Here is a 13,619-nt window from a genome sequence, read left to right on the forward strand (position 1 = left end):
TTCCTCTCCGAGATTAATTTTCCTTTGCCTCCTCCTGTGGAATCCGGAAAGCCGTGTAAAGCTCCAGCACCGCAGAAACCGTCAGACAGACAATCCATTCGTTCCGCTTCCAGAGCAACATCACCACTCCCGTCAGTACCAGCAACATCGCACCTAAGAGCTGCTGGCGCCGCAGACGACGAATCACCACACTGCTCCCCTTATATTCTGAAACCAGCTGCACGTAGGCAAACAGGCATGCCCCCACCAGATACACATAAGGAGCCCATTCCATTTTCAAAAACTGAAATAGCAAGCCCACAAAAAGGACTACAGCCCCCACCACAGCCAGGTTGTCTTTTATCTTCGCATTCATTTACTTATCTTCCTCAAAAATAAAAATATCCTCGTTTGACTTTTTCATCAAATACTTCTCACGCGCCACCTTCTCCAGCGCTTCCTTGTTGGAAGTAATCTCCTTCAGCATCTTACTGTCTTCCTCATACTGCTTCCGGTAGCGCTCAATCTCCGTATTCAACTGATGAATTTCCCGCTTATGTGCCACACGGCGTATCAGACTGTTCTCGTCCAGCACGCCGATAATCAACAGAAAGGCCCCAATGGTCACCCAATATTTATGCCTCCCGATAAAAGCCCATATATTAGCCAGTTTACCCATAAAAATTCCTGCTTTATTACCTTGCAAAGATAGAAATTATTTCGCAGCAAGTCCATGACAAGAAAGAGATTTTATGTACATTTGCAGAAATATCAAGGAATCAAAAACGAATCGACTCATGGAAAATTATATCGTATCGGCACGCAAATACCGCCCGTCTACATTCGATACCGTAGTAGGACAGCGTGCATTGACCACGACCCTGAAAAATGCCATTGCCAACCATAAACTGGCGCATGCCTACCTGTTCTGCGGTCCGCGAGGGGTAGGAAAAACCACCTGCGCCCGCATTTTTGCCAAGACCATCAACTGCCTGCATCCCACGGCAGAAGGCGAGGCCTGCAACGAATGTGAATCGTGCAAGGCATTCAACGAACAGCGCTCTTATAATATCCATGAGCTGGATGCTGCTTCCAACAACTCTGTAGAAGACATCCGTTCCCTGATTGAACAAGTACGTATCCCGCCACAGATTGGCAAATACAAGGTGTACATCATCGACGAGGTACACATGTTGTCTACGGCAGCTTTCAACGCCTTCCTGAAGACTTTGGAAGAACCTCCCCAGCACGCCATTTTCATCCTGGCCACCACGGAAAAGCATAAAATCCTGCCGACCATCCTGAGCCGTTGCCAGATTTATGACTTCAACCGCATCACGGTGAGCGACACCGTGGAGCACCTGGAGAATGTGGCCCGCAAAGAACATATCGAGGCCGAACCGGAAGCCCTGAACGTGATTGCCCAAAAGGCGGACGGAGGTATGCGCGACGCACTCTCCATCTTCGACCAGGTGGTGAGCTTCACCAACGGGCATATCACCTACCAGAGTGTCATCGAGAACCTGAACGTATTGGACTGCGAATACTATTTCAAACTGACCGATTTCTTCTTGGAGAACAAGGTTTCCGACTGTTTGCTGACCTTCAACGACATCCTCCGGAAGGGTTTCGACGGCAACCATTTCATCACCGGACTGACATCCCATTTCCGTGACCTGCTGGTGAGCCGTGACCCGGCCACCCTGCAACTCCTGGAAACCGGCGCTTCCATCCGCGAACGCTATCAGGCACAGGCACAGAAATGTACCCCGCAATTCTTGTACAAGGCCATGAAACTGTGTAACGACTGCGACCTGAACTACCGGCAAAGCAAGAACAAGCGTCTGCTGGTGGAACTGACGCTGATTCAGCTGGCGCAGCTGACGGCTGAACCGGAAGACACGGGAAGTGGGCGCAGCCCTAAAAAACAGTTATCTCCCGTTTTCCACACCGCGCAAGCCGGTCAGCCCACCACACAGCCACAGGCAGCCCCGGCTCCAGCCACCGCAACTGCCCCTGTAGCTCCTACCGCATCGCCGGCTCAACCGGCTTCTCAGGCACAGCCTTATACAACCACGTTAAAGCAGGCAGAAGTTCCTTATACCAAGACCAGCCCGCTGCCTAAAGCCACTCCCGAAAGGAAAGCTCCGGTTCTCAAAGCGGGCACGCTGGGCATGTCCATCCGTAAGGCACAGACACAGACGGCAGCTCCGACTCCACAGCCTGCGACACAGGCTCCCGTACAAAATGCCGCCGACAACTGGGAAGACTATATCTTCAATGAAAAGGACCTCGGCTACTATTGGCGTGAGTTTGCCAGCCTGTTGCCCAAGGAAGAAGCGGCCAATGCCGGACGTATGATGAACATGCACCCCCATCTGCTGACCGACCAGCATACTTTCGAAGTAGCAGTGGACAACGACATCGTACAGAAATACATGCAGCACCTCGCTCCGCAAATAGAAGCCCACCTGCAAAAGAAGCTGCACAACCGCAAAATCAAGATGACCACACGGGTGAGTGAAGCCAACGAGAACGTGCGGGCTTACAGCCACGTAGAACGTTTCCAGATGATGAGCAAAAAGAATCCCAGTCTGCTGAAGCTCAAAGAAGCCTTGGGACTGGAACTCTCTTGAGGGCTGTACCCTTATAAACATAAGACAGGCGGAGATACCTCAAAATCAGTTTCTCCGCCTGTCTTTCTTGTATCTTCCGGCGAACTTCGGTTTACAAGTCATGATTCTTCATCCGATACTCGGCCAACTCCTCGTACTTCGTACCCGGTCGGCCATAGTTGCAGTACGGATAGATGGAAATCCCCCCACGTGGCGTAAAGATTCCCGTCACTTCAATGTATTTCGGATCCATCAGCTTAATCAGGTCCTTCATGATGATGTTCACACAATCCTCGTGAAAATCTCCATGATTACGGAAACTGAACAAATATAGTTTCAGACTCTTGCTCTCGACCATCTTCACATCCGGCAGGTAACTGATACGGATTTCCGCAAAGTCCGGCTGCCCCGTAATCGGACAGAGACTGGTAAACTCCGGACAGTTAAAACGCACCCAGTAATCGTTCTCCGGATGCTTGTTCACAAACGCTTCCAGCACTTCCGGTGCATAATCCTGTTTGTACACCGTTTTCTTGTTGCCCAACAAGGTCAGTTCGTCTTTTCTTTCCATACTCATTTGTTTTCTTTTGAAGCCAAATATTTTTCCAATCCCTCACGACGCAGCTTGCAAGCCGGGCAATGTCCGCAGCCGTCTCCCGGAATGCCATTGTAGCACGTCAGCGTCTCGTTCCGCACCAAATCCAGCACGCCCAGCTCATCGGCCAAAGCCCATGTCTGCGCCTTGTCAATCCACATCAACGGCGTATGAATCACGAACTGCTCGTCCATGGCCAGGTTCAGCGTCACATTGAGCGACTTGATAAACGAGTCGCGACAATCCGGATAACCGCTGAAGTCCGTCTGTGAAACCCCCGTCACCAAATGGAAAATTCCCCGCTCACGGGCATATACCGCCGCGATACTCAGGAAAAACAGGTTCCGTCCCGGCACAAACGTATTCGGGAAAGAATCTTTCGGTTTCACCTCATCCATGTGAATGGAAGTATCCGTCAGCGAGTTTTTGCCCAAGTGACCGATAAACGACACATCCATCACGTCAAACTCCACACCCGCTTTCTCTGCAATCTTGCGCGCCAGTTCCACTTCTTTTTCATGCTTCTGTCCGTAGAGGAAACTCAGCGCATGTACTTTCTTGAAGTGCTTCTTTGCCCAAAAAAGACAGGTCGTAGAATCCTGTCCGCCGCTGAATACGACAAGGGCCTCTTTCTGATTCATCATATCCTTTAAATCTCCTTGATTTTTAATACATTGTACGAGATATGCTCGTCATAGACATCCGTATCGTCCACCCGCTTGATGTATTTCACCACGCGCACGGTTACCGGCAACACAATCACTTCATACAAGGTCTTGAGTACCACCTGCACCAACATCATCTTGGCCAGTTCACTCACCGGCATCAGTCCCCCGAACGCCAGCGGGAAGAAAATCAGTGAATCGGCTCCCTCTCCGGCCACAGTCGACAAAATGGCACGGGCCGAAAAATTCTTTCCATGGGAAGCCACTTTCATGCGGCTCATCACATACGCATTGATAAACGAACCTACCAGGAAGGCTGCCAGACTGGCTGCGGCAATACGCGGTGCCATACCGAACACGAAGTTGAAGCTTTCTTCTCCCTCCCAGAACGGAGCGGCAGGAAGGGCTACGGCCAACTGTCCCATGGCCACCACCATGAAATTCATCAGGAATCCCATCCAAATAATCAGACGCGCCTTACGGAAGCCCCACACTTCGGCAATACAGTCATTAATAATGTAAGAAATCGGAAAAACAATGAGTCCGGCAGTCACAGAAATCGGACCCAGCTGTACGACTTTGGTTTCTAACAGATTGGCTGCCACCAGGCAGACACAAAACACAATACCCAAAACCATAAAGGGCACTGATACGAGATTTTCTTTTTTCATCGCTCCTGTTTTTTACGTGGTGTTCTAGAATACACGACCGCTATTCACGGCATCGCATGTAAATGTTCTCTTTTAATCGGGCGCAAAGATACAAAGAATTTTCGGGATAGCCATGCAGTTTCATCTGCTTAATCACACTTCCCCGTTCCAATAGCTCCAAACACCACTTCACTTACTTCCTTTCGCCCATACATATTCTCTGTACCACACAGTGGAATTTGTATCCCACACTGTGGTACAGAGAAATCTCTTCAGAGAAAGACATTAAATGCAAGGCAAAAAACAAATAAAAATCGTACCTTTGTATATTATGTAGCTAAACTCATTCTATAAACAATGGTTCAAATACAGATTGATCAAAATACCTGCATACGCTGCAAAAAGTGCGTTAGAATATGTCCCTCGGCGTTATTCTCTTTCCATGAAGACAAAGGTATAGAGGTAAGCACCGAAAACTGCATCAGCTGCGGACACTGTGTGGCCGTTTGTCCCACAAGTTCCATCACACATTCCGAATTTCCACCGGAGAAAGTCCACACCTTCAACCGGAACCAGCTGCCCACTGCCGACCAGATAGAATTGCTGATACGTACCCGCCGTTCCAACCGGGCGTTCTCCAAAGAACGGATTCCCGAAGAAACGTTACAACGCATCATCGAAGCGGCTCACCGTGCTCCGACTGCTACTAACGCGCAGGAAGTCAAGATAATACTGATTACCCGCCCGAAAACATTGACGGAAATCAGCCGCCTCACCATCGGTACGTTCATGTCCATTGTACATACGGTGGAAAATCCCTTGGTAAAACTGATACTGAAACCACTCATGCCCTCCAACTACCGTTACATCCCTGTGTTCAAGCAGCTGCAAGACGAGTTTGACAAAGGAAACGACGGCATTCTTCGCGGGGCTACGGCAGTACTTTTCTTCTACACAGAAAAGAAAGCCCGTTTCGGATGTCAGGACTGCAACCTGGCCTACCAGAACGCTTCACTAATGGCCGAAGCACTCGGCGTAGCCCAATTCTATACCGGATTCGTATGCACTGCAGCAGGCATGAACCGGAAAAAAGAATTACAGAAACTGTTAGGTATTGAAGGCTGTACCATCCATGCCGGTATTGCCCTGGGCATGCCTTCCTTCCGCTTTGACAAATATATTGACAGAAAAGAACTTTCCTTGAAAAGAATCGACTAAACTTTGAATGGTCATGACAAAGAATAACCAGCTAAGCGAGAAACTGAATTATACGGGAGCCAGCCATACCCCTACGCACCTGCACCTTTGTACTTACAATGCCGAAAAAGCGGAGTTCTATCAAGGAGCTTCCATGAAAGAACTGGAGCCGCTTATCCAAGCCGACGCCATCAATTGGGTACAAATTCACGGACTGCAGAATACACAAGTGATACAGGAAGTATGCGACTTCTTCCATATCAATTTCCTGACCACGCAGGATATTCTCAACGCCGAACACCTGACCAAAATCGAGGAACACGACACCTACAACGTGGTCATTCTGAAACAGCTGTCAGCACATGAGGAAAACACTTACGTGCCGCAACAGCTCTGTATCATACAGGGAAGTAACTTCGTCCTGACCTTCATGGAACACGACAGTGATTTCTTTAATGAAATCCATACGGCCCTGAAGAACAACACCCTGAAAATCCGGAACCGTCAATCGGACTTCCTGCTCAGCGTGGCCCTGAACAGTGTCATGACCAGTTTCATGTCCATCATCTCCCGCATGGAAGATGAACTGGAGGACATGGAAGAATCGCTGCTTTCGCCCGAAACCCGCAGCGGCCTGAAACTGGAGGACATACAGCCCTACCGAAGAAATGCCCGCCTCATCAAGAAGTGTATCCTTCCGCTGAAGGAACAGATGAACAAGCTGTTTCATACAGACAACGTGCTGTTCCACAAGGCCAACCGCCCGTTCTTCACTGATGTGAACGACCACCTGCAATTCGTACTGCAGACTCTTGACGGCTGCCGGGATATGATTTCGGCACTGGTCGACCTTTACCTGTCGAACAACGACCAGCGGATGAACAACATCATGAAACAGCTCACCATCGTATCCACCATCTTCATTCCACTGACCTTCCTGGCCGGTATTTGGGGAATGAACTTCGAATGGATGCCCGAACTGGGTTGGGAATACGGGTATCTGATGGCATGGGGTATCATGCTCGTGACCGGCGTCGGGGTCTACCTGTTTTTCAAACGAAAGAAATGGTACTGATTTATCCACACCTTTAATTTACAGAATTATGCGCAAGAAAGAACTTTACCAGAAAGTCATTGAATATTTCCAGAAAGCCATGCCTGTGGCTGAGACTGAACTGCACTACAGCAATCCGTTTGAACTGCTGATAGCCGTTATCCTGAGTGCCCAGTGTACCGACAAGCGGGTGAATATGATTACCCCTCCCCTCTTCCACGACTTCCCCACACCGGAAGCCTTAGCCGCTACCACTCCGGAAGTCGTGTTCGAATACATTCGCAGCGTCAGCTACCCGAACAACAAAGCCAAACACTTGGTAGGTATGGCCCAGATGCTGGTGCGCGATTTCCACAGCACCGTACCCGACACACTGGAAGAGTTGGTAAAGCTGCCGGGAGTGGGACGAAAGACAGCCAACGTGATTCAGAGCGTGGTCTTCCACAAGGCCGCCATGGCCGTCGATACCCATGTGTTCCGTGTGAGCCACCGCATCGGACTGGTTCCACGTTCTTGTACCACCCCGCTGGCCACCGAAAAGGAGCTGGTGAAATACATTCCCGAAAACCTGATTCCTACCGCACACCATTGGCTGATTCTGCACGGACGCTACGTCTGCACGGCACGTGCCCCCAAATGTGAAAGCTGCGGGCTCAACGGGATATGCAAAGAATCACTGAAATCTGTAGCCAAATAACGAACTCCCCACAAGAGTGTAATAAATCAGAAAAGATTAACTACACACTTGCGAGTCCCTATACGGGCCTCATCATTCCATAATACAACCTTCCATCTGATATCCACCACTAAAAGTAAAATTATGAAACGAATCACTATCCTCCTAAGTACCTGCAGCTTGGTAAGCAGTGCTCTATTTGCACAAACTACAGACAAACCCAATATTATTCTGTTCTTGGTAGACGACATGGGTTGGCAGGATACCTCCGTGCCTTTTTATGAAAACCACAAGACCTTGCTCAACGAACGCTACCATACCCCAAATATGGAAAGAATGGCCCAAATGGGCGTACGCTTTACGGAAGCTTATGCCTGTGCCATCTCTTCACCTACACGCTGCAGCCTGATGTCGGGCATGAATGCTGCCCGGCATAAAGTCACGAACTGGACACTGGAATTGAACCAACAGACAGACGAGACCAGCGAGGTAATTGAACTGCCCGACTGGAATTACAATGGTATCCAACCGGCAGAATCCCACATCAACAATTCCACTCCCATCACCTCGTTTCCACAAATTTTGAAAGATAACGGGTACCGTACAATCCACTGTGGAAAGGCTCATTTCGGGGCCCGTACCACCCCCGGCGAAAATCCCCTTAACATGGGATTCGACGTAAATATTGCAGGAGGAGCCAACGGCGCACCGGGAAGCTATCTGGGAACCAAAAACTTCGGAGAAGGAAGTCCGTTTGCAGTCAAAGGACTGGAGAAATATTACGGTCAGGATATCTTTATCACAGAGGCTCTCACCCGGGAAGCACTCCGAGAAATCAACAAATCGGTAGAACTCAAAAAACCGTTTTACCTGTATATGTCACACTATGCCGTACACACTCCTTACGATGAAGACAAGCGATTTAGCGAAAATTACAGGGGAAAATACGACAAACAGCTCCAAACAACCCTGAATGAACAAGAAGTGAAATATGCGGCACTGGTAGAAGGCATGGACAAAAGTCTGGGAGATATCCTTGATTACCTTTCCTCACACCCGCAAGTAGCCCAAAATACAATCCTACTTTTCATGTCCGACAACGGGGGACTAGCACAGAGCCACGCCCGTCAAGGAATGGAAGACCGTGATCAGAATGCTCCTGCCCGTGCGGGAAAAGGCTCAGCCTTTATGGGAGGTGTGCGCGAACCGATGATGGTGTACTGGCCCGGCATTACTAAAGGAAATACGGTATGCAAACAACGGATAATTATTGAAGACTTTTTTCCCACTATCCTGGAAATGGCTGGCATAAAAGACTACAACACCCAACAAACGATTGATGGTACCAGCTTTGTACATGTACTCAAGAATCCCAATAGTATTCAAGCCCATACTCTGGTATGGCATTTTCCTAATTTATGGGGTGAATCACAAAACAAGGAAGAAGGATACGGCGCCTATTCCGCCATACTGAAAGGCGATTATCATCTCATTTATACATGGGAGACACAACAACTCAGACTATATCACGTCACTCAAGACATTGGTGAACAACAGGATTTGGCCAACCAGCATCCTGAAATTGTCGAGCAATTGAGCAAAGAACTGTCCGATTATCTGAAAGAAAGAAACGCCCAAAGACCTTCTCTGAAGGCTACAGGTAAGCCTATTCCGTATCCGGATGAAGTTTGTATCAAGAAATAAAGGAAAATATTCTCCTTATCAGAGATATAAAGAAAGGAACTTGAATACAATTTTACAGCTCATTAACCTAATTGTGCACGATTCAAAATCAATACCACATGAACAGATTATCGCTTGTACCTTTTATTTTGTGTAGCACTCCGCTCGCCCTTTACGCGCAAACAACTCAACCTCCCAATATCGTCCTGATTCTCTGTGACGAAATCATCCCCTGAAAAACAAGAAAAAAGGCTGTCTCTTTGAGATGGCCTTTCTTGTAGCTACAAAAAACGGACAAGTTCTAACTTCGCTCAGCCAGAACTTGCCCGCCTCCTTTTATTTCGAACAGTCTAAATCAGGTCAGGTAATCCAACTCTTTCCGCATACTCATCAATTCTTCGCGGATGTGCTTGAGACGTTCCACCACGTTAGCCGTTTGCAAAGTTCCCTCCCGGTTCTGTTTCAGGCGTTGTTTTGCACCTGCCAATGTCATCCCTTTTTCCTTCACAAGATGATACACCAGCCGAATGTTCTCTATGTCTTCCTTCCGGTACTGACGGACATTCCCTCCCGTCTTCTTGGGAGAAATCATCGGAAACTCCTTTTCCCAATAACGCAACAGGGATTCATTGACATCGAACATCTTTGCCACTTCACTGATGGAATAATATAGTTTTAACTCTTTTTCTGATTTCAAAGCCATACAAAACCTTCTTTTTTAATCAAATACCCTACCATGGTTCGCTGCCAGTTCTACCATCTTCTCATAATCATCCGCATTCAAGTCCATGAAATAATAGTTGACAGGATTCACAATCTTCCCTTTGACACGAACTTCGTAATGCAAATGGGGTCCCGTACTCTTACCTGTAGAACCGACTTCTCCAATTACCTCTCCACGGGCTACGTTCTGCCCCACCCGTACCTCAATCTTGTTCAGATGGGCATAACGGGTGACGTATCCGAAACCATGGTCGATGATGATACAGTTACCATAGAGGCCATCCCATCCAGCCTGTCTCACCCGTCCGTTACCAGTAGCATAGACTGGTGTACCTATATTAGCCGAGAAGTCCATACCGGCATGGAATTTTACAGTCTTATAGATGGGGTCCACCCGCATACCATAGCCCGAAGCCGTCTGCTTCAGATTTTTATTGGAAACCGGTTGTATGGCAGGAATACACGCCAACATTTTATCGTGCTGCTTGCAAAGCGCAACGACCTCATCGAACGACTTCGACTGTGCATAAATCTTCTGTTCCAAATCATCCATCTTCTGCGAAGTATGAATCACCAAATGACTGTTGGCCATATCCATCAGTTCCTTGTAGCGCTCATTATTTACTGTAGCCGAACGCTGCTCGTCAGGCAGCGGATCTGCCTGCATCATGACCCGATAAATGTTATCATCACGCTGCTGCAAACGTTGCATGACTCCTTCAGCCTCATCCAAACGGGAGGATAAAATGGTATACTGCGACAAAAGCCGGGAATTCTCCGTACGAAGGTCTTTTTCCGAAGGTGACCCGAAAATCCACAACAACAGAATGAAGCTTCCGGCTCCTAATCCCATTCCCACAAACAGCTGACGCAGATAGCTTAAAGCCCGCTGCCGCATGGTCGGATAAATACGGTCGTAAGTACGTGTTTTCGGATTATAAATATAATAGACTTTACGCATGTCGTTCGATTTTGGAAAAATTTAAGCAACGAAACATCAAGTTTTTGCACCAAACATACAGACAAAAATAATAAAACCAATTATCTTTGCAAATCAATTTTGGGAATATTAACTACAAGACAATATAACGATTATGTTGACAGCAAATGAAATCCGCGACTCATTCGTCAAATTCTTTGAGTCGAAAGGACATCAGATTGTGCCTTCTGCACCGATGGTCATCAAAGACGACCCGACCCTGATGTTCACCAATGCCGGTATGAACCAGTTCAAGGATATCATACTCGGAAACCATCCTGCTAAATACAAACGCGTAACCGACTCACAGAAATGTCTGCGTGTGAGCGGAAAGCACAACGACCTGGAAGAAGTAGGCCACGACACGTACCACCACACCATGTTCGAAATGTTGGGTAACTGGTCATTCGGCGACTACTTCAAGAAAGAAGTGATTGGCTGGGCATACGAATACTTGGTAGAAGTATTGAAACTGGACCCGAAAGACTTGTATGTCACCGTATTTGAAGGAAGTCCTGAAGAAGGTCTTGCCCGTGACGATGAAGCTGCCGGCTACTGGGCACAGTACTTCCCTGCAGACCACATCATCAACGGTAACAAGCACGATAATTTCTGGGAAATGGGTGATACAGGTCCTTGCGGCCCATGTTCTGAAATCCATATCGACTCCCGTTCAGCCGAAGAAAAAGCAGCCGTTCCGGGACGCGAACTGGTAAACAAAGACCATCCTCAGGTGATTGAAATCTGGAACCTTGTGTTCATGCAATACAACCGTAAAGCCGATGGAACACTGGAACCGCTTCCTGCAAAGGTTATCGATACAGGAATGGGATTCGAACGTTTGGTACGTACCCTGCAAGGCAAGACTTCCAACTATGATACAGACGTATTCCAGCCTATCATCAAAGTGATTGGCGACTTGTCTGGCAAGAAATATGGCGATGATCCGAAAGTGGACGTAGCCATGCGTGTAGTAGCCGACCACATCCGTACCATCGCCTTTTCTATTACCGACGGACAGCTGCCGTCGAATGCCAAGGCTGGTTATGTAATCCGTCGTATCCTGCGCCGTGCCGTACGTTATGCCTATACTTTCCTGGGACAGAAACAAGCTTTCATGTATAAACTGGTTCCGGTACTGGTTGAAAATATGGGAGGTGCTTATCCTGAACTGAAAGCCCAGCAGCCGCTGATTGAAAAAGTGATGAAGGAAGAAGAAGAATCTTTCCTCCGCACACTGGAAACAGGTATCCGCCTGCTCGACAAGACAATGAACGAAGCAAAGGCTGCCGGAAAGACTGAAATCAGCGGAGTAGATGCCTTTACATTGTATGATACCTTCGGATTCCCGTTCGACTTGACTGAACTGATTCTTCGTGAAAACGGTCTGACTGCCGACGTGAAAGGTTTCGAAGCAGAAATGCAGAAACAGAAACAGCGTGCTCGTAATGCCGCTGCCGTAGAAACAGGCGACTGGGTAACCCTGAAAGAAGGTGAAACCAAATTCGTAGGCTACGATTACACGGAATACGAAACCAGCATCCTGCGCTATCGCCAGATCAAACAGAAAAACCAGACACTCTACCAGATTGTTTTGAGCGAAACTCCGTTCTACGCAGAAAGCGGTGGCCAGGTAGGTGATACCGGTGTATTGGTCAGCGAATTCGAAACCATCGACATCATTGATACCAAGAAGGAAAACAATCTTCCAATCCATATCGCCAAGAAATTGCCGGAACACCTGGATGCACCGATGATGGCTTGTGTGGATACCGACAAACGTGCCGCTTGTGCAGCCAACCACTCCTGTACACACTTGCTGGATGAAGCCCTCCGCCAGGTGCTGGGTACCCACGTAGAACAGAAAGGTTCTTTGGTTACTCCGGACTCTCTGCGTTTCGACTTCTCTCACTTCCAGAAAGTGACTCCGGAACAGCTGCGTGAAGTGGAACACTTGGTAAATGCCAAGATTCGTGAAGACATTCCTTTGACAGAATACCGTAACTTGCCGATTGAAAAGGCCAAAGAACTGGGTGCCATTGCCTTGTTCGGTGAAAAATACGGTGACGAAGTACGTGTCGTACAGTTCGGCTCATCCATTGAGTTCTGTGGAGGTACGCACGTATCGGCTACCGGGAAAATCGGTATGGTAAAAATCTTGTCTGAAAGCTCTGTAGCAGCAGGTGTACGCCGTATCGAAGCCGTAACCGGTGCCAAGGTAGAAGAAATGTTCGATACCGTACAGGATACCATCAACGACCTGAAAGCCTTGTTCAACAACGCTCCGGACCTGAAAGCCGCCATTACCAAATACATCGATGAGAATGCCGGCTTGAAGAAACAGATGGAAGAATTCATGAAAGAGAAAGAGGCTTCTGTAAAGAACAAGCTGATTGAAAACGCCAAGGAAATCAACGGCGTAAAAGTGATTAAAGCCGTACTTCCGATGCCGGCCGATGCCGTGAAAAACATTGCCTTCCAGTTGAAAGGACAAATTCCGGAGAATCTGTTTGTGGTAATCGGTAGCGTATTCGAAAACAAGCCGCTGCTCACAGTCACCATGAGCGATGACCAGGTGAAAGCTGGACTGAATGCCGGACAGCTGGTACGGGAAGCTGCCAAACTGATTCAAGGTGGTGGTGGTGGACAGCCTCACTTCGCTACTGCCGGAGGTAAAAATCCGGATGGCCTGACTGCTGCGGTAGACAAAGTGACAGAACTGGCCGGATTCTAATCCGTCGCACAAAATAGCAACTCTATGTATCATAAATCCTCCTTATTCCTCTAAAATGGGCAATAAGGA

13 protein-coding genes are annotated in these 13,619 nt (G+C 48.1%); 6 read left to right on the forward strand and 7 right to left on the reverse strand.

From position 1 onward, the window contains the following. Positions 1–13: 13 nt before the first annotated feature. Complete coding sequence (locus tag BQ7480_RS14390; protein ID WP_072543413.1) at positions 14–355, reverse strand: hypothetical protein; 342 nt, start codon at positions 353–355, stop codon at positions 14–16. Further along, positions 356–658: an FtsB family cell division protein gene (locus BQ7480_RS14395; protein WP_072543414.1), complete on the reverse strand. Its 303-nt coding sequence runs from the start codon at positions 656–658 to the stop codon at positions 356–358. Positions 659–776: 118 nt separating this feature from the next. Between BQ7480_RS14395 and BQ7480_RS14400 the strand changes: the two genes are divergently transcribed. Next, positions 777–2,615, forward strand: coding sequence for a DNA polymerase III subunit gamma/tau (locus BQ7480_RS14400; protein ID WP_072543415.1), 1,839 nt, complete (start codon positions 777–779; stop codon positions 2,613–2,615). A gap of 91 nt (positions 2,616–2,706) precedes the next feature. On the opposite strand, the gene queF is transcribed toward BQ7480_RS14400, so the two are convergent. From queF to BQ7480_RS14415, 3 genes are read right to left on the reverse strand one after another with little or no spacing between them, the layout of a single operon-like run. Then, the gene (gene queF / locus BQ7480_RS14405; RefSeq protein ID WP_022354806.1) at positions 2,707–3,165 is read right to left on the reverse strand and encodes a preQ(1) synthase; all 459 of its coding nucleotides are present in this window, start codon (positions 3,163–3,165) and stop codon (positions 2,707–2,709) included. A 2-nt stretch (positions 3,166–3,167) separates the two neighbouring features. Then, positions 3,168–3,830 (reverse strand): 7-cyano-7-deazaguanine synthase QueC, encoded by a 663-nt coding sequence (gene queC / locus BQ7480_RS14410; protein WP_072544062.1) that lies wholly within the window; start codon positions 3,828–3,830, stop codon positions 3,168–3,170. A gap of 8 nt (positions 3,831–3,838) precedes the next feature. Then, the gene (locus tag BQ7480_RS14415; protein WP_072543416.1) at positions 3,839–4,525 is read right to left on the reverse strand and encodes a queuosine precursor transporter; all 687 of its coding nucleotides are present in this window, start codon (positions 4,523–4,525) and stop codon (positions 3,839–3,841) included. 336 nt (positions 4,526–4,861) lie between these two features. Between BQ7480_RS14415 and BQ7480_RS14420 the strand changes: the two genes are divergently transcribed. The 4 genes from BQ7480_RS14420 (at position 4,862) to BQ7480_RS14435 (ending at position 9,135) form a co-directional block, all read left to right on the forward strand. Further along, positions 4,862–5,722 carry a nitroreductase family protein gene (locus tag BQ7480_RS14420; RefSeq protein ID WP_072543417.1) on the forward strand — a complete coding sequence of 287 codons (861 nt, stop codon included), beginning with the start codon at positions 4,862–4,864 and terminating at the stop codon, positions 5,720–5,722. A gap of 13 nt (positions 5,723–5,735) precedes the next feature. Beyond that, the gene (gene corA, locus BQ7480_RS14425) at positions 5,736–6,776 is read left to right on the forward strand and encodes a magnesium/cobalt transporter CorA (protein ID WP_072543418.1); all 1,041 of its coding nucleotides are present in this window, start codon (positions 5,736–5,738) and stop codon (positions 6,774–6,776) included. Positions 6,777–6,804: 28 nt separating this feature from the next. Next, positions 6,805–7,452, forward strand: a complete 648-nt coding sequence (gene nth, locus BQ7480_RS14430; RefSeq protein ID WP_072543419.1) for an endonuclease III — start codon at positions 6,805–6,807, stop codon at positions 7,450–7,452. A 123-nt stretch (positions 7,453–7,575) separates the two neighbouring features. After that, entirely contained in the window at positions 7,576–9,135 is a 1,560-nt protein-coding gene (locus tag BQ7480_RS14435; RefSeq protein ID WP_083581838.1) for a sulfatase, read from the forward strand. Positions 9,136–9,469: 334 nt separating this feature from the next. Here BQ7480_RS14435 and BQ7480_RS14440 read toward each other — a convergent pair whose 3' ends face one another. Next, on the reverse strand, positions 9,470–9,817 hold the full coding sequence (locus BQ7480_RS14440) for a MerR family transcriptional regulator (RefSeq protein WP_072543420.1): 348 nt from the start codon (positions 9,815–9,817) through the stop codon (positions 9,470–9,472). A gap of 15 nt (positions 9,818–9,832) precedes the next feature. Further along, positions 9,833–10,798, reverse strand: coding sequence for a M23 family metallopeptidase (locus tag BQ7480_RS14445; protein WP_072543421.1), 966 nt, complete (start codon positions 10,796–10,798; stop codon positions 9,833–9,835). A 133-nt stretch (positions 10,799–10,931) separates the two neighbouring features. Here BQ7480_RS14445 and alaS point away from each other — a divergent pair, with 133 nt between their 5' ends. Further along, entirely contained in the window at positions 10,932–13,550 is a 2,619-nt protein-coding gene (alaS, locus tag BQ7480_RS14450) for an alanine--tRNA ligase (protein ID WP_072543422.1), read from the forward strand. Positions 13,551–13,619: the final 69 nt, after the last annotated feature.

Origin of the sequence: Bacteroides mediterraneensis (assembly GCF_900128455.1) — a bacterium.
GTDB lineage: Bacteria > Bacteroidota > Bacteroidia > Bacteroidales > Bacteroidaceae > Phocaeicola > Phocaeicola mediterraneensis.